Source organism: Nocardia sp. NBC_00881 (genome assembly GCF_045207455.1).
Classification (GTDB): domain Bacteria; phylum Actinomycetota; class Actinomycetes; order Mycobacteriales; family Mycobacteriaceae; genus Nocardia.
On sequence record NZ_CP108798.1, the window covers coordinates 4,822,061 to 4,843,426 of the forward strand.

Below are 21,366 nucleotides of genomic sequence, written 5' to 3' on the forward strand. Positions count from 1 at the left end.
CCATGAGTAAATTGACCAAGACACGTGTGCTCGGGATCGCCGGGCGAATCGCGACGCATGCCATCCGGGAGCGGCTGCTGCCGGCTCGGCCGACCGCGTTGACGGAGGTTCCCCGATCGCCCGAGTTCCTCACCACCGAGTGGCTCACGCACGCACTGTGCCGTGCCGTGCCAGGCGCCGAAGTATCGAGTTTTACGCTGGGCAGCGGAAGTGATGGTTCGACCAGCCGTCGCGCCGTAACGATCGAGTACAACGCCGCAGGGTCCGCCGCAGGGCTACCTGTCGATGTATTCACGAAGTCCACACCGACTTTCCGGTCTCGCCTGGTGACGGGTCCGACCGGAGCGGCAGCCTCGGAGGCGTTGTTCTACAACGTGATCCGCCCCGACTTGGACATCGAGGCGCCGACCGGATACTTCGCCGGTGTCGATACCAGGTCCGGCAGATCTATGTTCCTGCTCGAGGATGTATCGAAAACCCGCGGATGCACGTTCGGGGATCCGACAACGGTGTATATCGACCGCGCGAAAGCGGAGGATATTGTCCGGCTACTCGGCGCGGTGCACGGAACGTTCTGGGAGAGCCCCCGATTCGCCTCCGACCTCAGCGAAATCAAAGACGCCGAAACGTGGCAGCTGGACGTGAATCGGCTGATTCGCTTCCGCACCCGCAGTGTGGTGGGCGTCGACCGTGCCGCCGATGTCAGTCCGCCGGAATTTCTCGCGCGGCGCGACGAGCTGTGGCCCGCGTTTCTCCGCTCACTCGAGCTGCACAACCGCGGTCCGGCCACGCTGCTGCATTCGGACGTGCACTCACGTAATTGGTACATCAACGGCGACGGGCGGATGGGCCTGTACGACTGGCAGTGCATCACCAAAGGCCACTGGGGTCTCGATGTCGCGTACGCGCTGACCTCGGCACTCACCGTCGAGGATCGCCGGGCGTGGGAGAAGGACCTGCTGCAGATCTATGCCGATCAACTGGCCACGTCGGGCGGCCCGGCACTGTCGCTGGACGAGGTATGGCTCGGATATCGGCAGCAGTTGTTCCACGGGCTGTTCTTCTGGTTGTTGACGCTCGGTGTCGGGGCGCTGGAGCCGGCCATGCAGCCCGAGGCGGTATCGCGGGCGAATCTCGAGCGAATGACGCATGCGGTGATAGATCTCGAGTCGCTCGACAGTCTGTCCTGACGGCTGACTTCGCTATCGGAGCCGGTGGCGTACCTCGGCGGAGAGCTCCGCGGCACGGTCGCGTAGCGCCTCGGCGAAGGATTGGCGTAATGCGGCGTCGCGGGGGTCGTTGCGGCGGTGCGCGATGGCTGTTCTGCGTACCGCCGCCGGGTGGTCGATGCGTAGCAGGGCGACGGTCGGAGGGAGGACCGGAACGGCGATGCCGGGGACCACGGTGATGCCGAGACCTGCCGAGACCAGTCCGATTTTGGCGAACCAGTCCCGGGCGACGAACGCGATGTCCGGTTCCCATTCGGCATCGCGCCAGGCGCCGAGCAGAGTGGAGTCCGGCTCCTGGCTCCCGGCGATCCACCGTTGGTCGCGCAGCATCTCCGGTGTGGCGCTGGTGGCGCCCGCGAGGGGGTGCGTGGGCGCGAGCGCGACGAGCAGCGGATCATCCAGCAGTGGTTCGATTTCGAGGTCGGCCTGCGAGGCATCGGGATCGGTCACCACCGCTAGATCGAGTCGCTGCCGCGCGACGGCGGTGAGCAGGCGGGGACTCATCCCTTCCCGCAGCGCAATCCGCGCGGGTTGGTCCCGGGCTGCCACCTCGGCAATGGCCCGCGGCACCAGGGCGGCCATCGCGGTGGAGAACGCGCCGACGCGCAGCCGGCCCGGTGGGCGTGCGGCGAGATGGCGGATATCGAGCCGGGCGTTGTCCAGCTCGCCGAGCACAACCTCCGCATGGCGCAGCACGATGCGCCCCGCTTCGGTGGGCCGCACACCGCGGGCATGGCGCTCGAACAATGCTCGCCCGGCCGCTTGCTCCATCAACGCGATCTGCCGGGAAACCGCGGACTGGGTGTAGCCGAGGTTCTCGGCCGCGGTCGAGAACGATCCGCAGGCGGCCGCCTCCCGGACCACGCGCAGGCCGACGACGGTGAAGTCACTCATGCGGTTTACTCATATCAAACATGCAAGACTTTCGCTTCTCGCATGGGTGGCGCGGCGCTAGCGTCGTCGGCGTGAGTGTGATCGAGAACAAGAACCTGCTCGAGGGCATCTTCGAACAGATGTCCCACGGCAATACCCGCGCCATGAGCGACGCGATGGCCGACGACTTCCGCTGGGTGTTTCCCGGCAACTGGTCGTGGTCCGGCGTATGGGAGCCGAAATCCGTTGTGTTACAGCAACTCCTGCGACCTCTCATGGCGCAGTTCACCGAATACCGCACTGCGGCCGAGATGATCGTCGCGGAGGGCGACCGGGTGATCGTGCAGGCGCGTGGCTACGGCGTGACCACCCGCGGCGAAACCTACGACCAGACCTACTGTTTCGTCTTCCGCGTCGCTGACGGCCAGCTGAAAGAAGTGGTCGAGCACTGCGACACCGCACTGGTCGAACGAGTACTCGACCCGCTGACCGCCTGAGCGACCGCCCCGGTCAGGCGAACGCTCGACACCGCACGAGTTCGCGGCCGACCTGCCGCATCGGGACAACACCCGCTCGACACCGCACAAGTACGCCACGGCCACCCGATCGAAGGAACACTCGATGGCGCACACTCACTCGGCCCACCCGAGCGACCGGTGGGATCAGACGAACGCGCGCTCGATGATGGCGCCGGTGTCCACCCCGGTGGGCAGCGTGCCGAACGCGATGCCCCAATCGTCGCCGAGCCGAGTGGCGCAGAAGGCGTCGGCGACGGCCGGGTGGCCGTGCCGGACCAGCTGCGCGCCCTGCAGCACCAACGCCATCAGCTCGACGACGCGCCGCGCGCGGTACTCGATGTCGCTCAGATCGGACAGTTCCTTGCCGATCCGGGCGATCGCGTCGTCCAGGCGCGGATGCTCGCCCTTCGCGAGCGACACCTCGTTGAAGTACGCCTCGACGGTCTCCGGCTGACGGCCCATGGCGCGCAGGGCGTCCAGCGCCGCGACGTTGCCGGAACCTTCCCAAATAGACATCAGCGGCGCCTCGCGGTACAGCCGCGGCATCCCGGATTCCTCGGCATATCCGTTGCCGCCGAAGCATTCCAGCGCCTCGGCGGCGTGCGCGGGCGCCCGCTTGCACACCCAATATTTGGTCACCGCCAATGCGATTCGCCGCAGCGCGGCCTCGGCCGGGTCTTGCGTGGCCCGGTCGGTGGACCCGGCCAGCCGCATCATCACCGTGGTCGCGGCGTCCGATTCGATCACCAGGTCGGCCAGAACGTTGCGCATGGCGGGCTGGTCGACCAGCTTGGCGCCGAACGCTTCCCGGTGCCTGGCATGGTGCACGGCGTACACGGCGCCGGCCCGCATGCCGGTTGCCGAGCCGATCACGCAGTCCAGCCTGGTCATGTTCACCATCTCGATGATGGTCTTGACACCGGCGCCCTCCGCGCCGACCAGCCAGCCGGTGGCGTTCTCGTACTCGATCTCCGAGGAGGCGTTGGACTTGTTGCCGAGCTTGTCCTTGAGCCGCTGGATCCGGAGGGGATTGCGAGTGCCGTCCGGCAGCACCCGGGGCAGCAGGAAACAGGACAGGCCGCCTGGCGCCTGCGCCAGCGTGAGGAACATGTCCGACATGGGCGCGGAGGTGAACCACTTGTGCCCGACGATGCGGTACGTCCCGTCCGGCCGCGGGGTCGCGGTGGTGGTGTTGGCCCGGACGTCCGATCCGCCCTGCTTCTCGGTCATCGACATGCCCGCGATGAGCCCGGCTTTGGTGGACGGCTCACGCAGGCCGTACTCGTAGATCCGGGAGCCGAGCAGCGGTTCGTATTTCGCCGCGAGCTCCGGGTTGTGCCGCAGCGCGGGCACCACCGCGTAGGTCATCGAGATCGGGCACATGTGGCCCGGGTCGGCGACGCCCCAGGTATAGAACTTCGCCGCTCGGGCGGCATGCGCGCCCGGTCGGTCGTCCAGCCAGGGTGAGCCGTGCAGACCGTGTTCGACGGCGACTCGCATCAGGTTGTGCCAGTGCGGATGGAACTCGACCTCGTCGATTCGGTGGCCGTAGCGGTCGTGGGTGCGTAGCACCGGCGGGTACTCGTTGGCCAGCCTGCCCCATTCCTGCGCCTCGGCGCCGCCCGCCAGCACGCCGAGTTCCCGAACCTCCGGTTCGGCCCAGCCCGCACCTTCCCGGTGCAATCCCTCGATCAGCGCCGGGTTCCGCGAGACGTCGAAGGGAACGATGTCGGGCACCTGGTTGAAGACTTCATGTGTCTGCATCTGCCACTCCTGATTCCAGCCGAGCGCCGTCGGCGCCCGGGTCGGCGCGCACGCCCAGCGCGCGTATCGCGAAAGCGATGAGTTCCGGAACGACGGATTCCCCGTGCGGTGCGTCGGCCAGCGGACCGACCAGCACCTCGCCGATCGCGCCGACCAAGGCGGCCGCGCTGATCCTCGGGTCCTGGGGCGGCAATTCGCCTTGCGAAACTCCATCGGCCACAGCGGATTCGAATGCCTCGGCGAATGCGTGCCGGAAGGACAGCCGTTCGCTGTCGACGACGGCGTCGACCGGCTCGGCGAGCAGCACGTAGGCCAGCTTCGGATTCTTCAACGCACGACCGGCGAAGGTCTCCACCGCCGCGGTCACCCGCTCGACGGCCGTTCCGCGCGCACCCACCTCGGCTACCGCGGCGACCTCACCGCCGACCACCTTGCGGAAGACCGCGCTCACCAGATCGGCCTTGCTATCGAAATTCTTGTAGACCGTCCCGGTGGCCACACCGGCTTCGGCCGCGACCGCAGCCATGGAGAGTGCCGCGTACCCGCCCCGGGACAGCACCTTTGTCGCGGCGTGCACGATCAGGCCCGCCTGCGCGTCCAGGCGTGCCTGTACGGCGGGGGTTCTGCGGTAGGCCACACAAGAAGTGAACCACGGATTCATTTCTTCGCACAAGGGGGCTTTTACGACGTATGGTCGAACACGTGACCGTACTGATTCAGCGCAACGGGCCCGTGACCACCGTGATCCTGCATCGTCCCGAGGCGCGCAACGCGGTCGACGGACCGACCGCCGCCGCACTGGCCGACGCCTTCCGTACGTTCGACACCGACCCCGACGCGGCCGTCGCCGTGCTATGGGGCGACGGCGGTACCTTCTGCGCGGGTGCCGACTTGAAGGGACTGGGCACCGAGCGCTCCAACCAGGTCACCCAGGACGGTGACGGCCCGATGGGACCGACCCGCATGCGACTGTCCAAACCGGTGATCGCAGCGGTCTCCGGGTTCGCGGTCGCGGGCGGGCTCGAGCTCGCGCTGTGGTGCGATCTGCGCGTCGCCGAGCAGGACAGCACCTTCGGCGTGTTCTGCCGCCGGTGGGGCGTCCCGCTGATCGACGGTGGCACCGTCCGGCTGCCGCGCATCGTGGGCACCGGCCGCGCCATGGACATGGTGCTCACCGGACGTCCGGTCGGGGCCGACGAGGCGCTGCAGATGGGATTGGTGAACCGTGTGGTGCCCAGCGGCGAAGCCCGCGGTGCCGCGGAAGAACTCGCCGCCGAACTGGCCGCGCTGCCGCAGGCCTGCCTGCGTTCGGATCGCTTGTCGCTGCTCGAGCAGGACGGGATGGGCGAGGAGACAGCGCTGCGCAACGAGTTCCGGCACGGCCTGACAGCGCTGGCCGACGGCGCGCTGGAGGGTGCACAGCGGTTCGCGGACGGTGCGGGCCGGCACGGCGGTCGCGCCTGAGCCCGATGGGCCGCCTGAGCGTCGTCGACGAGATATTTCTCCGCACCCACCGCGGGCTGGGCACCCCGGTCGCCCTGCAGGGCCTGTGGCGCACGGCCGACCGGGTGGATCCGGCACTGCTGGCACGGGTCCACGACGCCTTGCGCTCGGGACCGCTGGGACGCAGGGTGATCCGGCCGCGCGTCGCGGGAGCTCGACGCTCCTGGCGACCGAACGTCCGCGCGCATCCGATCGCTCGCGCCGATGGCGTCCTTTCGGTCGCGAATCTACTCGACTGGGCCGACTCGCAGGGAGCCGAGCTCGATCCGGAATACGGTCCCGGATGGCGGCTTTCGACGGCCACGTTGGACGACGGCGGTTCGATCGTCTCCCTGGCGTGCTCCCATGCGCTGGCCGATGGACGGGCACTCGCGCTCGCCGTGGACGACGCGCTGGGCGGCGCCCGTGTTCAACGCCCGCATCCCGCTGTGCCGGATTCGGATTGGTCCGACGCACAACGCCAGTGGTCGATCGTTCTGCGCGGCACCGCCTCGGCGCTGCGTCACGGGATACCGGGCAGGCCCGCCGCCGAGACCCGGGACGAGGAGCCGTGCACTATCGGCGGGGCGACGACGCACAGTGCGATCCTGCAATGCTCCGCCGCCGAGTGGGATCGCGCCGCCACGACGAGCGGCGGCACGGCCAACAGCCTGTTCATCCATCTTGTCGCGACCATGCTGTGGGACAGCGGGTTTCCGAACGAGACGATCGAAGCCAGCCTGCCCGTCGACACCCGCGACGAACCCAGCGTCGACAACGACCTCGCCATGACGCAGATCGCGATCGGACGAGCCGACCCGCCCGCGAGGATCCGCACACTGGCTCGTTCGGCCTACGAGCGCCGCATGTCCGCGCCGGGCGGCATGCCCGAGGAACTGCTCCAGCTGCTCCCCGACCGCTGGGCCTACGCACTGTCCAAGGGCGCGGGCGAACGAGACATCCTGTGCTCGAACATCGGAACGCTGCCCGCCTCCTTGCGCCGGCTCGGCGCGCACCGCTGCACCGGGGTCGCCGCCCGCGCCATCCACCCCCGCCTGACCGCCACGCAGCTGCCGCGCACCCGTCTCTCGGGTTACCTGTGCCGCACCGGCGACGACTACGTGCTGAGCCTGGTGAGCCTCGACCCGGCACGTATCGAATCCGCCGCCGCGCTGGGCGAGCTGGCTCTTCGGACGGCGGCGTCGGCCGGGCTGCGGACACGTGCGTGGTGAGTTCGTCGACTGCGATCTGGTATGAAGTCAGACGGTTTGCCCGCCGGTCTCGAAAAATCGATGCGACGCCTACGACGACCGCATGCCGGTTGCGTCGGCCGACGCGCCGCGCCCGCACGATCACCGCCCTGAGCTGCGCCGGACGGTAGAGTTCGGAGCCGCACACGCCGAAAAGAATCCTCGACGATCGCTGGTGTGCGCGTCCGTTTGCGTATGAAGTTCGGTTTCGATCGCTACTCGACTGGAGCATGATGAACCGCAAGCATTCGCGTACTCTGGCCGCGATCACCGCGGTGATGATGGCCGCGACCGGCGCTGTGGCCGACACTGTGGCCGGAGCCGCGCCGGGTGAGGTCAGCTCCGGTGGACTGCATCTGATCGCGTCGGTGGATTCCAACAATGTCGTACCCGCAGGTGGTGATATCGCACCCGGAATCCCGTTCGTGCATGCGGTGAAGGTGTCCGGAGACTTCTCGGTCGCCCTCGACGGAGTCTCAGCGGTACGCAGCGGGGAGATCGTCGCCGGATACCTGATCGGCTGCGCGGTGGACATCGCCAACGGCATCGCCATAGGTATCGCCCCGAGCTTCGGCGTCAACGCCTCGATATCGCCCAGCTTCGGCGTCGAAGGCGCCATCAATCTGGCGATCGACGCTCCACCCAGCATCAGCATCGGCGTCGGCGCCGCGGTGCAGCCCTCCGTCGGTGTCGAAGCGGCCATCACCGGTGAGCTCGCGGTGAATCTGGCTCCGGGCTCGGTGGCCGCCGCGGTGATCGGCGAAGCGGAGCTGGATCGGGACGCGACGTTCCCGTACACCTTCGCGCACACCAATACGCCTCTGAATATCAGTGGATGCCTTTCACCGGCCTCGGCCATGCCATTCGTCACCGTCCACGCCGACAGCACCAACAGCACCGTGCAAACGACGGGCTACGGGGCGTCATTCTGGTTCTGAAGCGTGTACGTCCGACACCACGAAGACCGCGCAGCTGGCAGGACAGGCCGAGGCTCGACCGCCGCGCTGGAGCCGCCGGTCAGCGCACCGGAACCAAGCCCAGCTCGGCGCGCTGGCGAACGTCGTCCGGGACGGCGACGTCGGACGCGAGATCGTCGGAGTCGATCGGCGAGTCCCACACCTGGCGCACCGGAAGCACACCGGCCCAGACCCCGCCCACCTCGATATCGGCCGCGTCGTCCTTGGGGCCGCCCGTGCGGATCTTCACCGACGCCTCGGTGAGATCGAGGGCGAGCACGATGGTCGCGGCGAGTTCCTTCTTGTTCGGTGGCCGGACCCGCGACCACGCGCCGGGCGCGGCGTGTTCGACAACCATCCGCAGCCCGTGCAGCCGCTCTTCGGGATCGGTCACCTCGACGGCGCGGCCGAGCACCACCGCGGAGCGGTAGTTCATCGAGAAGTGCATGGCCGAACGCGCGTAGATCACGCCGTCGACCAGGGTCACCGCCACCGAGATGTCATTCGCGACCGCCGCGCGCAGGTTCCCGGCGCCGGTCGAGCCGTGCAGGTAGAGCGTGTCGCCTTCGCGTCCATAGACGGTCGGCAGCACCACCGGCGTGCCACCGAGCAACACACCGAGGTGGCAGATCAGCCCGGCGTCGAGCACGGCGTCCAGGTCGGCCCGATCGGTCCGTGCGCGATCGGTCAACCGGGTCGGTGTGCTGCGCGGTGTCGGGGAGAGCGGAGTCCGGGAGCTGGCTGGTTCGGTCATATGCCCAGCATCGGTTCGCAAGTGGCATTATCACAGTGCCAATCCGGCGAAATTGCAAGAGTCCACTTCGCGGAGGTGCACGGTGCTGGACGAACTGCCCCTCGACCTGGATCGCGATCGGCCGGAACCACTGTCCGTGCAGGTCGCCGACGGGCTGCGGCATGCGGCGACCACCGGCCTGCTACACAGTGGCGACCGGCTGCCGTCGTCCCGCGCGCTGGCCCGCCGGCTCGGCGTGAGCCGCACCGTAGTGGCCGCCGCCTACGACCAACTGCACGCGGAGGGCTGGCTCAGCGGCAAGCGCGGCTCCGGCACCTACCTGACCACCGCACCGGCCGCCGTGCCCGTGCGCGCCGCCGAACCCGGCGGCACGGACGCCGAGCGGCATCTGTTCGACCTGGGCCCCGGCGCCCCGTGCATCGAAACCATCGATCCGGCCGCGTGGCGCCGTGCCTGGCGCGCCGCCGCTGACCATTCCGCGCTGGTGCGCAAGGATCGCGCGGGCGAACCGGAATTCCGCACGGCGGTCACCGAACACCTGCTGCGCCACCGTGGTCTCGGCGCGGGCAGCGATACCGTGCTGCTCGCCACCGCCGGAACCAGTTCCGCCGTCGGCGAATTGGCCGCCGCCCTGCTGCGTCCGGGTACTTCCGTCGCCATGGAGGACCCCGGCTACCAGCGGGCAGCGGGGGCGTTCGCCGCGGCAGGAGTTCGCGTCCTTCCGGTTCCGGTTGATGCGCACGGCCTACGGGTCGACTTGCTGCCCGCGGAAGCGAACGCCGTGTATTGCACACCGGCACACCAGTTTCCGCTCGGCGCGCGGATGCCCGCGGCTCGCAGGGTCGATCTGGTCGAGCACGCCAGACGATCAGGGATCTTCGTCATCGAAGACGACTACGACGGCGAATTACGCTACGACACCGCACCGCTGCCGCTGCTCGCCACCATAGCTCCGGATGTCGTCGTCCACCTCGGCACGACGAGCAAGATCCTGTCGCCAAGCCTGGGCGTCGGGTGGCTACTGGCCGCACCGGAGATCGCGGCGGCGGTGCTCGCCTATCGGGAGCGCACCGGCACCGGCCCGAGCCCTGCGGGCCAGCGCGTGCTCGCGGCCTTCGCCGCGCATGGCGATCTGGCCAGGCACCTGCGCAGATTGCGCCGCGCGCTACCGCCGCGCCGCGCACTGATCGTGACCGAGCTGCGCCGCCGCGGGCTCGGCGTCGTCGGGGACGACGCCGGTTCCCATGTCGTCGTCCCAGTGAATTCAGCGGAAACCGAGGAGCGCGCTGTCGCGGCGGGACAGGCGCGCGGCATCGCGCTCGACGGCTTGGCAAGACATCACCTGGGGACACGCCGCGACCACTTCGGCGTCGCGCTCGGCTACACCGCACTGTCCTGGTCGGACCTGGTCGCCGCCGTTCCGATCGCCGCCGAGTGTCTCGCTCGGCCCGTAGCATGGTCCGCATGAGCGAACAGGACATCTTGGCGCGCATCAAGGAACTGGTCGACCAGGAGCACCGGCTGCGCTCGCAGGCCACCCGCGGTCAACTGGATCCGAAGACCGAACGGCAGCGTCTCGCCGAACTCGAGGTGATGCTGGATCAGGCATGGGACCTGCTGCGGCATCGCAGGGCCCGGATCGACTCGGGTGAGTCCGCGGACGGCGTGCAAGCCAATTCCGTGTCGCAAGTCGAGGGCTACCTGCAGTAGCGGCCGCCATGTCGAGCGCACCTATCGAATACGACGTCATCGTGATCGGTGGCGGGCCCGCGGGCGAGAACGCCGCCGCGTACGCCATCGCGGGAAGCGACCGCACGGCGGCCATCGTCGAGCGCGAACTCGTCGGCGGCGAATGTTCCTATTGGGCATGCATTCCGAGCAAGGCGCTGCTGCGGCCGGGCCACGTGCTGGCGAGCGCACGGTCGATGCCGGGTGTCTCCGCCGCCGGACTCGATGTCGACGCCGTGCTGCGCCGACGCGACGCGTTCGTCCACGACCACGACGATTCCGCCCAGGTCGACTGGGCCGAGCACAACCGCATCGAGGTTCTGCGCGGCACCGGCCGCCTGACCGGGGAGCGCCTCGTCGAGGTCGACGGGCAGCAGCTGCGCGCCAGGCATGCCGTGGTGCTGGCCACCGGCACCACCGCCAATATCCCCACCGTGCCCGGCCTGCGCGACGCGCTACCGTGGATTTCCCGCGACGTCACCAACCTGCACGAGGTCCCGCGCCGGGTCGCCGTCGTCGGCGGCGGCGTTGTGGCCTCCGAGGCGGCGACCTGGCTGGCCGCGCTCGGCGCCGAGGTCACGCTGCTCGTGCGCGGCTCGGCCCTGCTGGCCTCGGCCGAACCGTTCGCGGGCGAACGGGTGGCGGCGGCACTGACCGAGGCGGGCGTGTGGGTGCGGTTCGGGACCGAGCCGAGCGCCGTCGAGCGCCCCGCGGCCAAGGACACCGGCGAGGGGTGGATACACGGCGGTCCGGCCACGGTGCGGTTGCGCGGCCCGCAGGGCGAGTCGGAGATCGACGTGGACGAGATCGTGGTGGCGGCAGGACGCGCACCCTCGACCGAACAGCTGGGCCTTGCGGCGGTCGGCCTGCCCGACGGTTACGTGACGGTGGACGACCATCTCACCGTGCGTGGCGTCGAGGGCGACTGGCTGTATGCGATCGGCGACGTGAACCATCGCGCGGCACTCACGCATATGGGCAAGTACCAGGCCAGGGTGTGCGGGGACGTGATCGGGGCGCGGGCCGACGGCAAACCCCTGGACGACGCGAGGTTCGTCGCGAGTTCCGACCACGGCCGAGTGCCGCAGGTGGTGTTCACCGCACCCGAGGTCGCCTCCGTCGGGCTGACCGAGGCCGCGGCCAGGGACGCGGGCCATGCGGTGGAGACGGTGGACCTCGACATCGCGGTGGCCGGATCGTCCCTGGCGCGCGATGACTACGCGGGCCACGCGAAGCTGGTGCTCGACAGCGCCACCGATACCTTGCTCGGCGCCACGTTCGTCGGCCCCGACGTCGGCGAGCAGCTGCACGCGGCGACCATTGCGGTGGTGGGCCGGGTACCACTGGCGACGCTCTGGCACGCGGTGCCCGCCTTCCCCGCCGTGAGCGAGTTCTGGTTGCGCCTGTTGGAGGCGCGGCGCGGATAGCTACCATCGGTGGATGACAGACATCACGACCGCCGACGGAGTCCTCCGAGGTCGCCGTGGCCGCCACGTATCGCGCTGGCGGTCCATTCCCTACGCGACACCTCCGGTGGGGGACCTGCGGTTTCGAGCTCCGCAGCCAGTCGAACCGTGGTCCGGCGTTCGCCAGGCCACCGAGTTCACCTTCGCCGCGATGCAGCACCGCTCCGGGTCGCGGATCGGACCGCGCACCTACCAGCCGACCAGCGAGGACGCGCTGACACTGAATGTCACCGCGCCCGCGACCCCCGCCGCGACCCCGCGCGCGGTGCTGGTCTTCATCCACGGCGGCGGCTATCTCACCGGTACCTCCGCGCTGACGCTGTACTCCGGGGCGCGGCTGGCGGTGCGCGGCGACGTGGTCGTGGTGTCGCTGAACTACCGGCTCGGCGCGTTCGGCTACGTCGACTTCGGTGAATTCGGCACGCCGGAACACCCGTTCGACGCCAATCTCGGGCTGCGCGACCAGATCGCCGCGCTGAAATGGGTGCAGACCAACATCGCGGCCTTCGGCGGCGACCCGGACAACGTGACGATCTTCGGCGAGTCGGCGGGTGCGCACGCCGTACTCAGCCTCCTCGCCGCACCGACGGCGAAAGGTCTGTTCCATCAGGCCGTCTCGCAGAGCCCGCCGGCAGACTGGGCGATGACCGTCGCCGAAGCCCGCGCCTTCGCCCGACGCTGCGTCGAGGCGCTCGGCGTTACGCCGGACAACGCGACCACGGCGCTGCGCACCGCGAGCGCCAACGACATCCGCCGCGCCGTCGACCGCACCCTCAACCGTGCGTTACGGGAACAGCCCGGCCTGTTCCCCGTCTGTCCGGTAGTGGACGGCGACCTCCTTCCACGTGCGCCGATCGACGCGATCACCGAGGGCACCGCCCACCGTGTGCCGCTGATCATCGGGACGAACCGGGACGAAGGCACCCTTTTCGCGAGATTCATCGACGAGCTGCCGACCACACCTGATCGGCTGCGCGCGGCGCTCGCCCGCTCCGGCGACGACGTCGAATCCCGTATCGCCGCAGCATATTCCGGCTATCCCCGATCGAAGACGGTGGTGCGCGCCGGTGGCGACTTCACCTTCTGGCGTCCTTCGGTGACCGTGATGGAGGGCCATAGCCGATATGCCCCGACCTACGCTTACCGCTACGACTTCGCGCCGCGTGCACTACATCTCGCCGGGCTCGGCGCCACCCACGCGACCGAACTCATACCGATCTTCGGCGGCGACTCCCCCTTCGTCCGCGCCCTCACCGCCGCGGGCGGTAGGCGCGGGCTGCTCGCTGTCACCGACCAGTTTCAGGACAACTGGCTGACGTTCGCCCACACCGGCGCACCGCTGTCCTCCTGGCCCGCCTATACCGAGACCCGCAGATCCACCCTGATCATCGATCACCCCGCCCGCGTAGAACTGGACCCGGACAAGGCGAAACGACTCGCCTGGCAAGGGGTTCGAGTACCCACTCAGACCTGGCCCGACTTTTGACTTTCGCGGCGCGCCGACAACGAAGATTCGCGTTCCGTCAAATAAATAGTTTGGGGGCCTTTGCCTTCCGATATGGCACGCCGATCAGTCTGCGATCTCATCAGACACCGGCCCCGCTGACAGCAAAATACAGCGTCACAACAATTTCAAGGCTTATAAATGAGCTCAGTGGTGAGGATTTCAATTGCGATGTGCAACCGACAAGTCTCGCTACAATGAACTAGCGTTCCCCTCGCTCCAGCGAGTACTTGCCCGCGAAGTATTCAATCCTGATCTGCTCGCACTGTGGCCCCAGGGCGACGGATGCCAACGGTCAGGCGAATACGCGGAGGAGCAGTTCTAGTTCTCCAGCCCTCTCCGGTGTGATCTGCGGTGATGGCACCATACGCCGCCTGGGTCGCTGGCCGAATGGTGGCATGGATTTTCGCGGCACGGTCGGATCCGCAGTTCCGGGCTGTTTGTGCATAGTTCACAGCAAACAACACAAAGTGTGTCCTCCGGAGCCGTTTCCGACCTCCGGCCCGCTGGCTAACGTCTTGCATCATAACGAATGGACAGTGATCGAGGTCGAACGTCAGATGCCGAAGTGGAAGGGTGCCCTGCGATGCTCTTTGTTATTGAATGGCCTGTGCTGCAATAGTATTCGACTCTGTGGTCAATGGCGCCGTGGCGCATTGAACTCCAGGATGGTTGAGATTCCGGCCAGACGTGAGGCAGGCTGCTGTGGACGCGAGCGGCCTCCTGGCTGAGGTGCCGTCCGCCGTACGGGACCTCGTCATCGGGCATTGGCCCGAGATGAGCGTGGACGGCATGCGCCGTCGCGGGGACGCGTATATAAAGGCCTCTGAGGTTCTGAACGACTCCGCCGATCAGTACGAGGCCGAAGCGAGTCGGGCCGAGGACGCGCTCGGTGGCGCCACCCGGGAAGGATTGTCCAAGCGACACAGCGCCATCGCCGCGGCTACGCGCAATAAGGCCGCAGTGTGCGCGGACATGGGTAAACAGTGCCACGACGTCGCCGACACCACCTTGCAAACGCAGCATCTGCTGGTCGCCATGGGAATCGCCCTGGCAGCGCAACTGGTCTACGACGCGTTGCTGTTCTTCCATGGCGGGGGGTTCAAGGCCGTGGCCGACCGACTGGGGGCCGAGCAGGCTATGCGCGCGGCGGTGGTGAAGCTCGCCACCGAGGTGGCCGAAACCGCGGTCGCCGGCAGCACGCGGCGGGCCGCGCTGCACGGGGCCGTCCACGCGGCCGGAATCGGTGCCCTGAGCAGTGCGGCAATCAGTGTCGCTGCACAGACATGGGACATGATGGACGGAGTCCGCGACGAGTTCGACGTGGGCTCGTTCCTGGAACTGGTCATCGGCGGGGTACTCGGTGGCGTGGCGGGCGCGGAGGTCGGTCGCCGGCTCACTCCGCGCGTGCTCGGGCAGTTGGGCGGCAGAGCCACCACCAACCTGGGCCGACTGACCGCGCATATGGGCGGCACGATGCTGATCGGCGGCGTGGGCGGTATCGCGGGTGGCGTGGCCGGGGTGGTGCCCTCGCTGATCATCCACCACGAAGACATTCACAGCCTCGGCGACATGTTCACAATGGTGCGCGAGAGTGTCATCACCGGGTTCGGTAGCGGCTTCGTCGGCGCGGCGGGCAGCTCGTTGCGGGTCCATCAGGCGGGCCGCGATGCGATGCGCGGGAGCAGCGAAACTTTCCCGGCGGCGGCACGCCAGGGCGACTTCGCCGCCCGCATCGACGAGTTGTTTCGTTCCGGCGAATCACCCCGAGTCGAAACGATCGCGCGCACCAGCGCTGCCGGAGAACCGGCGGAACTGGTGCAGCGACTCACCTTCCAGGACGGCACTCAGGTTATCCACGAGGTGGTGCCCGATTCGCGGCACGCGGAATTCCTGACCTCACTGGTCGGCGACGCCGCGGTCGGGGCAGGGACGCCCGCGGTGCACGTCATCGGCGAGCACGTTTACACGGAGGTGGTGCCCGGCAAGGACGCGTACCCGCTGGACTCGAACGCGGGAGCGATGGTCCACCGTATGGGAGACGGGTGGGGAACCGGCAGCAGCCGCGCATTCGTGAACACCGAGGTGATCGGTCCCTTCGTGAAGCAATTCCAGGAACACAGGTCCGGCGGTGAAATCCGGTGGAAAGACCACAGCCTCACGCGATCCGACGTGCAGGCGATTCGGCAACGGGTCGAAGAGTTGCGCCCGGCATTCTCCGCCTTCGGCCGCCAAGACTGGCATGAGGGCATGCAGCACCAGCTGGGCGCGCTGGAGGAGCACGCAGTCGGAGTCAGCGCTCCCATTGGGGGCACTCCACCACCCGTGTCGCCACCGCATCCCGTCGGTGAATTGCCCGCCCGCGCGCCGGAATCCAACAATCGACGGACCGACAGCGGGAGCCCACGAGTATCCGTTTCGCGGGGTAACGACAGACCTCCGCTGGACGAGAACCATGGCCGATTCCGAAGACCGTGGAGCAGGGTGGGAGACGAGCAGCCGCAAAGGTGGCCTGCCCCGCTCGACGAACCAAGCGACGAGGGACCTCTCTCATCCGACGAAACGATTGACGACGGCACACCTACTCGACCGCAGCCGGGTGTGGAACCCGACCACAGTCCGGCACGCGACGACTACCGATTGGCTGCGGCACCACCCACACAAACCATGGGTTACCGCCCCACCGACACCGGCCATGTGGATGTGATATTCACCGGCTTGGGTAGGGTCGGGGTACCGCTTCGACTGGTTCCCGGCCAAGAGTATGTCCTCGGGCGCGGCGCAGACACCCTGCTGGGAAATGTGGCCACCGACGGGGTCGCGCGCCGCCACGCGGCCATCAGAGTGGACGAGCAAGGCCACGTGTTCATCCGCGACAACAAGTCGCTGTACGGCAGCTTTATCGACGGCAAGCAGCTGGTCGGCGAGAACTGGATGCGCATCTACGACGGTCAGAACCTGACGCTGGGCCACAGCGAATTCACGATCGCCGTCCCACCTCCCAGCGAGTTCACAATTCCGGAAAGCGGCGCCTACCTCGACATCGTCGACCAGACGCCGCAAACCCTGAAGATGGTGCAGGATCTGTCCCGGATACCCGATCACATCTACCAGCGGGTCAGCGACTACCTGAACGCCATGCCCGGTGGCGGAATCGTCATCGGCAACAGGCCGATGCTGGACCTGCCCGGCACCGAGAGTCTGCTGTGGAGCGGCACCCCCTACGGCCGGAGCGAGGGAACGAGTTGGAACACCGTTCAGGGCGTGTATATGCCTGGTCTGCGGCGGATCGTCATCAACTCCGGCGGCAGCGGCGGCAGCAGCAACGTGGTCTGGCACGAGTTCGGGCATGCCCTCGAGGAAGCGTACAGTTCCGGCTGGTTTCTGCTGAGCGATCGGCCGAAGTGGTCGAATCTGCACAACGATATGCTCGAGTTGATCGGAACCGACAGTGAGTGGACTTACTACACCAAACCCGACGAGGCGTTCGCCGAGGCGTTTACTGCCTGGATGCACGGTGGCACCACAGAGCTTCGCAAATTCACCCTCGGAAACGAAGAACTCGCCAACCGAGTGAAGGATTACTTTGACGGGTTGAGCCGTGTGGGAGACGACGCCCCGGTGGGCCGTCCTCGAAGTCGCGGAGCCGAGTCACTGCCGGTCACCGAAGAGGTGGCCTACGTACTGGCGACACCGGACGAGCAGCCGCAAAGGCGGCCTGCCCCGCTCGACGAACCAAGCGACGACGGTCCTCTCTCATCCGACGAAACGATTGACGACGGCACACCTACTCGACCGCAGCCGGGTGTGGAACCCGACCACAGTCCGGCGCGCCAATTGGCGGCGGAACCGCCGCTACCCAGACAAAACCACCACCCCGACGGCTATGTGGAGGTGATGTTCACCGGCCCGGACAGGGTCGGGGTACCGCTGCGACTGGTTCCCGGCCAAGAGTATGTCCTCGGGCGCGACGCCGACACACTGCTGGCGAATGCGGCCACCGACGGGGTCGCGCCCCGCCACACCGCCATCAAAGTGGACGAGCAAGGCCACGTGCTCATCCGCGACAACAACTCGCCGAACGGCAGCTTTGTCGACGACAAGCAGCTGGTCGGCGAGAACTGGGTACGCATCTACGACGGTCAGAACCTGACGCTGGGCGACAGTGAATTCACGATGGACGTCCTCCCTCCCAGCGAATTCACGATTCCGGAAGGCGGCGCCTACCTCGACATCGTCGACCAGACGCCGCAAACCCTGAAGATGGTGCAGGATCTGTCCCGGATACCCGATCACATCTACCAGCGGGTCAGCGATTACCTGAACGCCAGACGCGGTGGCGGAATCCTCATCGGTAACAGGCCGATGCTGGAGCTGCCCGGCGTCGAGAGTCTGCTGCGCAACCCCCTCTTCGGCCGCAGCAAGGGAACGAATTGGAACACCGTTCAAGGCTTGTATATTTCGGATCTGCGGCGGATCGTCATCAACTCCGGCGGCCGCAGCGGCAGCAGCAACGTGGTCTGGCACGAATTCGGACATGCCGTCGACAGGGCGTACGGTATCGGCTGGTTTCGGCTGAGCAATCAGCCGAAGTGGTGGAATCTGCACAACGATATGCTCGAGTTGATCGGAGACGAAAGTCCGTGGACTTACTACAACAAACGCCAGGAGGCGTTCGCCGAGGCGTTTAGTGCCTGGATGCACGGTGGCACCACACAGCTTCGCGAATTCACCCTCGGAAACGAACAACTCGCCAACCGAGTGAAGGATTACTTCGACCAGTGGAGCCGGGTCGGGGACGACGGCCCGCCAGGCCGTCCTCGAAGTGACGGAGCCAACCCACTGCCGGCCCCCGAAGAGGTGGCCAACGCACCGGCGACACCGGACGAGCAGCCGCAAATGCGCCCAGCCCCGCTCGACGAACGAAGCGACGACAACCCTCTCTCCTCCGACGAAACGATCGACGACGGCACACCTACACGACCGCAGCCGCATGTGGAACCCGACCACAGACCGGCGCGCGACGACGACTCCCAATTGGCGGCGGAACCGACGCTACCCAGACAAAACAAGGTCTACCGCCACCCCGACGGCTATGTGGAGGTGATGTTCACCGGCCCGGACAGGGTCGGGGTCCCGCTGCGACTGGTTCCCGGCCGAGAGTATGTCCTCGGGCGCGACGCCGACACACTGCTGGCGAATGCGGCCACCGACAGGGTCGCGCCCCGCCACACCGCCATCAAAGTGGACGAGCAAGGCCACGTGCTCATCCGCGACAACAACTCGCCGAACGGCAGCTTTGTCGACGGCAAACAGCTGGTCGGCGAAAACTGGGTACGCATCGATGACGGCCAAAACCTGCGGCTGGGCCACAGCTTCGAGGTCGGTGTCAGTTTCCAGCGTCAGATGGCGGATGTGCGGCTGCTCGGGGACGACGGGCCGACGTTACAGCTCTATCGCGGTTACAGCGTCGATATCGGCCGCTCCATCCTGCACCCGGACGCGACGGGCCGCTCGACAGTATCGGCGAGCCATGCACGTGTCGGCCTGGACGAGAACGGCCGGGTGTGGATCCAAGACACCAACTCCACCAATGGCAGCCGGGTGAATGGCGATCGGCTCGCCGAAGGTGACCGCCGCATCCTGGACCCGGGCGACTCCGTGCAGCTCGGTGCGTTTCGCGGTGAGGCGCAGTTTGTCTCACCGAACGTGTCGATCGACACGAAACCGGTCCGCGTGCGTCTCGGCAGCGGCCCGAACGTGACGCCGGTGCGACTCGAGCCACGGCAGTCAGTCCCCATCGGCACCGATGAAAACTCGCCCTTCGCGACACAGTTGCGCGAAGTCTCCGGGGTGGGCAAGCGGCACGCCACGCTCGGTCTGGACCATGACGGTCGGCTGTGGATTCGCGATCACCGCGGTTCGAAGGGGGTATGGGTCAACGGGGAGAGGATCGCGGGGAACCTGAAGATCACCCTGACCGATGGCGACAGCGTTCGACTCGGTCCCGAGTTCGTCGGCTCAGCCCGCATCGGATCCAGCCGGCTGACAGAACTCCCGCCGGTCGCGTTGCACTTCGCGCCGGACCGGCGGATGCCGCCGATTCGCTTGGAGCCGGGCCAGGAGGCTTCGGTCGCCCCAGGGCGAGAAGTCACCGTTGGACGCGACTTCGACGGCCGGGTATGGGTGCGTGACCCGAATCCGCACAGCCGGACCGAATTGAAGGTCAACGATCAGACCGTCCCAGCGGGTGAGAAGCGGTACCTGGCCGCCGACGACAAGGTAACTTTCGACCGAGTTTCCACGACGCTCGAGGTGGGGAAGGTACGGCCGCTGCTACTGCGGTTGTCCGACGATCCGGACGCCCCGCCGCTGACCCTCCGACGTGGCGAGGAGGTGAAGATCGGCCGCGAGTCCGACACCCCGATGGCCGATCAACTCGCCCATGACCGCTCGGTGTCCTGGCGTCACGCCACCATCTACCGCGACGAGTACGGGGACGTGTGGCTGCGCGACGAGCGCTCCTTCGCCGGAACCTGGGTCAACAACATCAGAGTGGACCCGGACGAGGGGCCGGTGTGGCTCATCCCGGGCGACAGGCTTCGCCTCGGCGAATGGGTTGGCGCGGTCCAATTCGCAGGCGATGTCGGCGGTGGCAGCCCTCGGCTGCCGGTGCGACTCAACAGCCAGGACGGTGACGTGTCGCTCGATCTGGTGCGCGGTAGCAAACCGGTCATGCTCGGGCGGGACAGTTCGGAGCTGCCCAGCGGCCTTTCCCGCATGGACGAGCTATCCCGTCGGCACGCCAGTATCGGCGCCCACCCCTCCGGCCGGGTCTGGATCCGCGACGAAGGATCGAACCATACCTATGTCAACGGCACCGCGATCATGCCCGGGACGAAGGTCGCCGTGCATCCAGGCGATCAAGTGCGGCTGGCAGATGCCTACGAGTTCACGATCGCCTTCCCACCTCCCGAGGGCGGCGCTTTCGTCGACATCATCGACCAGACGCCGCAAACCCGGCAGAGGTGGCAGGACCTGGCCCGGGTACCCGATCGCATCTACCAGCGGGTCAGCGATTACATGAACGCCGTGCCCGGTGGCGGAATCGTCATCGGCGACAGGGCGATGCTCGACCTGCCCGGCACCGAGAGTCTGCTGGCCGCAGAACCCCCCGGCGGGGCTACGAGTTGGAACGCCGTTCGAGGCGTGTATATGCCCGGTCCGCGGCGGATCGCCATCAACTCCGGCGGCCGCGGGCTCAGCGAAAACGTGGCCTGGCACGAGTTCGGGCATGCCGCCGACGCGGCGTACGGCACTGACGGATTATCGCTGAGCGAGGGGCCGGAGTGGTGGAATCTGCACGCGCATATGCTCGACGAAATCGGAAAGGACAGTAGGTGGAATGATTACTACAACAAACCCGCCGAGGCGTTCGCCGAGGCGTTTACTGCCTGGATGCACGGTGGCACCGCGAATCTTCGCAAATTCGCCCTCGGAAACCAATTACTTGCCTACCGATTGAAGGATTACTTTGACCGCGTATTCGGATGACACCAGCCCGCCCATGCTCGCCGAGGACGGCGTGACGATTCTGCTGCGACTGCGTGGCCGGACCGAGGACGGTGTTTACTATAACGGCTTCGAGGAACTCCACCCCGGCGATCCGGGCTACGACGACCTGCTACCGGTCGCTCGGAAAAACCCGGTCGAACCGGAAGAGCCGGTGGAACGTCCGGTGGACCCTGACACTCTGGCTCGCATCCTCCGCGACGCCGGCCTCGATGGAAGCAGCCTCGAGGACAGGTAACGCATTCCGCCGATCCGCATCCACGGCAGGCG

At 67.3% G+C, this 21,366-nt stretch carries 15 protein-coding genes; 11 read left to right on the plus strand and 4 right to left on the minus strand.

All coding sequences use genetic code 11. From position 1 onward, the window contains the following. The first annotated feature begins 2 nt into the window (after positions 1-2). Entirely contained in the window at positions 3-1,190 is a 1,188-nt protein-coding gene (locus OH799_RS20355) for an aminoglycoside phosphotransferase family protein (RefSeq protein WP_406266413.1), read from the plus strand. A gap of 12 nt (positions 1,191-1,202) precedes the next feature. Here OH799_RS20355 and OH799_RS20360 read toward each other — a convergent pair whose 3' ends face one another. Continuing rightward, complete coding sequence (locus OH799_RS20360; RefSeq protein WP_406266416.1) at positions 1,203-2,123, minus strand: LysR family transcriptional regulator; 921 nt, start codon at positions 2,121-2,123, stop codon at positions 1,203-1,205. 71 nt (positions 2,124-2,194) lie between these two features. Here OH799_RS20360 and OH799_RS20365 point away from each other — a divergent pair, with 71 nt between their 5' ends. Then, positions 2,195-2,599 (plus strand): nuclear transport factor 2 family protein, encoded by a 405-nt coding sequence (locus OH799_RS20365; RefSeq protein WP_406266419.1) that lies wholly within the window; start codon positions 2,195-2,197, stop codon positions 2,597-2,599. A 165-nt stretch (positions 2,600-2,764) separates the two neighbouring features. Here OH799_RS20365 and OH799_RS20370 read toward each other — a convergent pair whose 3' ends face one another. Together OH799_RS20370 and OH799_RS20375 are read right to left on the minus strand one after the other, a co-directional pair. Beyond that, on the minus strand, positions 2,765-4,384 hold the full coding sequence (locus OH799_RS20370) for an acyl-CoA dehydrogenase family protein (RefSeq protein WP_406266422.1): 1,620 nt from the start codon (positions 4,382-4,384) through the stop codon (positions 2,765-2,767). Then, on the minus strand, positions 4,371-5,021 hold the full coding sequence (locus OH799_RS20375) for a TetR/AcrR family transcriptional regulator (protein ID WP_406266425.1): 651 nt from the start codon (positions 5,019-5,021) through the stop codon (positions 4,371-4,373). Before OH799_RS20375 ends, OH799_RS20370 begins: the two co-directional genes overlap by 14 nt. A gap of 53 nt (positions 5,022-5,074) precedes the next feature. Between OH799_RS20375 and OH799_RS20380 the strand changes: the two genes are divergently transcribed. From OH799_RS20380 to OH799_RS20390, 3 genes are all read left to right on the plus strand, one after another. Further along, the gene (locus OH799_RS20380; protein WP_406266428.1) at positions 5,075-5,848 is read left to right on the plus strand and encodes a crotonase/enoyl-CoA hydratase family protein; all 774 of its coding nucleotides are present in this window, start codon (positions 5,075-5,077) and stop codon (positions 5,846-5,848) included. A 5-nt stretch (positions 5,849-5,853) separates the two neighbouring features. Continuing rightward, a complete protein-coding gene (locus OH799_RS20385; protein WP_406266431.1) occupies positions 5,854-7,098 on the plus strand; it encodes a hypothetical protein in 1,245 nt (414 codons plus the stop codon). A gap of 248 nt (positions 7,099-7,346) precedes the next feature. Then, positions 7,347-8,054 (plus strand): MspA family porin, encoded by a 708-nt coding sequence (locus OH799_RS20390; RefSeq protein WP_406266434.1) that lies wholly within the window; start codon positions 7,347-7,349, stop codon positions 8,052-8,054. Positions 8,055-8,133: 79 nt separating this feature from the next. Here the strand turns inward: OH799_RS20390 and OH799_RS20395 are convergent, their stop codons facing one another. Beyond that, on the minus strand, positions 8,134-8,826 hold the full coding sequence (locus OH799_RS20395) for a pyridoxamine 5'-phosphate oxidase family protein (protein WP_406266438.1): 693 nt from the start codon (positions 8,824-8,826) through the stop codon (positions 8,134-8,136). A gap of 82 nt (positions 8,827-8,908) precedes the next feature. Here OH799_RS20395 and OH799_RS20400 point away from each other — a divergent pair, with 82 nt between their 5' ends. The 6 genes from OH799_RS20400 (at position 8,909) to OH799_RS20425 (ending at position 21,334) form a co-directional block, all read left to right on the plus strand. Further along, positions 8,909-10,294 (plus strand): PLP-dependent aminotransferase family protein, encoded by a 1,386-nt coding sequence (locus OH799_RS20400; RefSeq protein ID WP_406266441.1) that lies wholly within the window; start codon positions 8,909-8,911, stop codon positions 10,292-10,294. Beyond that, complete coding sequence (locus tag OH799_RS20405) at positions 10,291-10,536, plus strand: DUF2630 family protein (protein WP_357270684.1); 246 nt, start codon at positions 10,291-10,293, stop codon at positions 10,534-10,536. The genes OH799_RS20400 and OH799_RS20405 overlap by 4 nt, the downstream gene beginning before the upstream one ends. Positions 10,537-10,544: 8 nt before the next feature. After that, positions 10,545-11,981: a dihydrolipoyl dehydrogenase family protein gene (locus tag OH799_RS20410; protein ID WP_406266445.1), complete on the plus strand. Its 1,437-nt coding sequence runs from the start codon at positions 10,545-10,547 to the stop codon at positions 11,979-11,981. Positions 11,982-11,994: 13 nt separating this feature from the next. Next, positions 11,995-13,506 carry a carboxylesterase/lipase family protein gene (locus tag OH799_RS20415; protein ID WP_406266448.1) on the plus strand — a complete coding sequence of 504 codons (1,512 nt, stop codon included), beginning with the start codon at positions 11,995-11,997 and terminating at the stop codon, positions 13,504-13,506. A 723-nt stretch (positions 13,507-14,229) separates the two neighbouring features. Continuing rightward, on the plus strand, positions 14,230-21,078 hold the full coding sequence (locus tag OH799_RS20420) for an FHA domain-containing protein (protein WP_406266451.1): 6,849 nt from the start codon (positions 14,230-14,232) through the stop codon (positions 21,076-21,078). Then, on the plus strand, positions 21,059-21,334 hold the full coding sequence (locus OH799_RS20425; protein WP_406266454.1) for a hypothetical protein: 276 nt from the start codon (positions 21,059-21,061) through the stop codon (positions 21,332-21,334). The genes OH799_RS20420 and OH799_RS20425 overlap by 20 nt, the downstream gene beginning before the upstream one ends. Positions 21,335-21,366: the final 32 nt, after the last annotated feature.

Coding starts and splice junctions, on each gene's coding strand:
- OH799_RS20410 (WP_406266445.1), top strand. CDS start 10,545: ATGTCGAGCGCACCTATCGAATACGACGTCATCGTGATCGGTGGCGGG.
- OH799_RS20415 (WP_406266448.1), top strand. CDS start 11,995: ATGACAGACATCACGACCGCCGACGGAGTCCTCCGAGGTCGCCGTGGC.
- OH799_RS20385 (WP_406266431.1), top strand. CDS start 5,854: ATGGGCCGCCTGAGCGTCGTCGACGAGATATTTCTCCGCACCCACCGC.
- OH799_RS20395 (WP_406266438.1), bottom strand. CDS start 8,826: ATGACCGAACCAGCCAGCTCCCGGACTCCGCTCTCCCCGACACCGCGC.
- OH799_RS20370 (WP_406266422.1), bottom strand. CDS start 4,384: ATGCAGACACATGAAGTCTTCAACCAGGTGCCCGACATCGTTCCCTTC.
- OH799_RS20390 (WP_406266434.1), top strand. CDS start 7,347: ATGATGAACCGCAAGCATTCGCGTACTCTGGCCGCGATCACCGCGGTG.
- OH799_RS20380 (WP_406266428.1), top strand. CDS start 5,075: ATGGTCGAACACGTGACCGTACTGATTCAGCGCAACGGGCCCGTGACC.
- OH799_RS20355 (WP_406266413.1), top strand. CDS start 3: ATGAGTAAATTGACCAAGACACGTGTGCTCGGGATCGCCGGGCGAATC.
- OH799_RS20405 (WP_357270684.1), top strand. CDS start 10,291: ATGAGCGAACAGGACATCTTGGCGCGCATCAAGGAACTGGTCGACCAG.
- OH799_RS20360 (WP_406266416.1), bottom strand. CDS start 2,123: ATGAGTGACTTCACCGTCGTCGGCCTGCGCGTGGTCCGGGAGGCGGCC.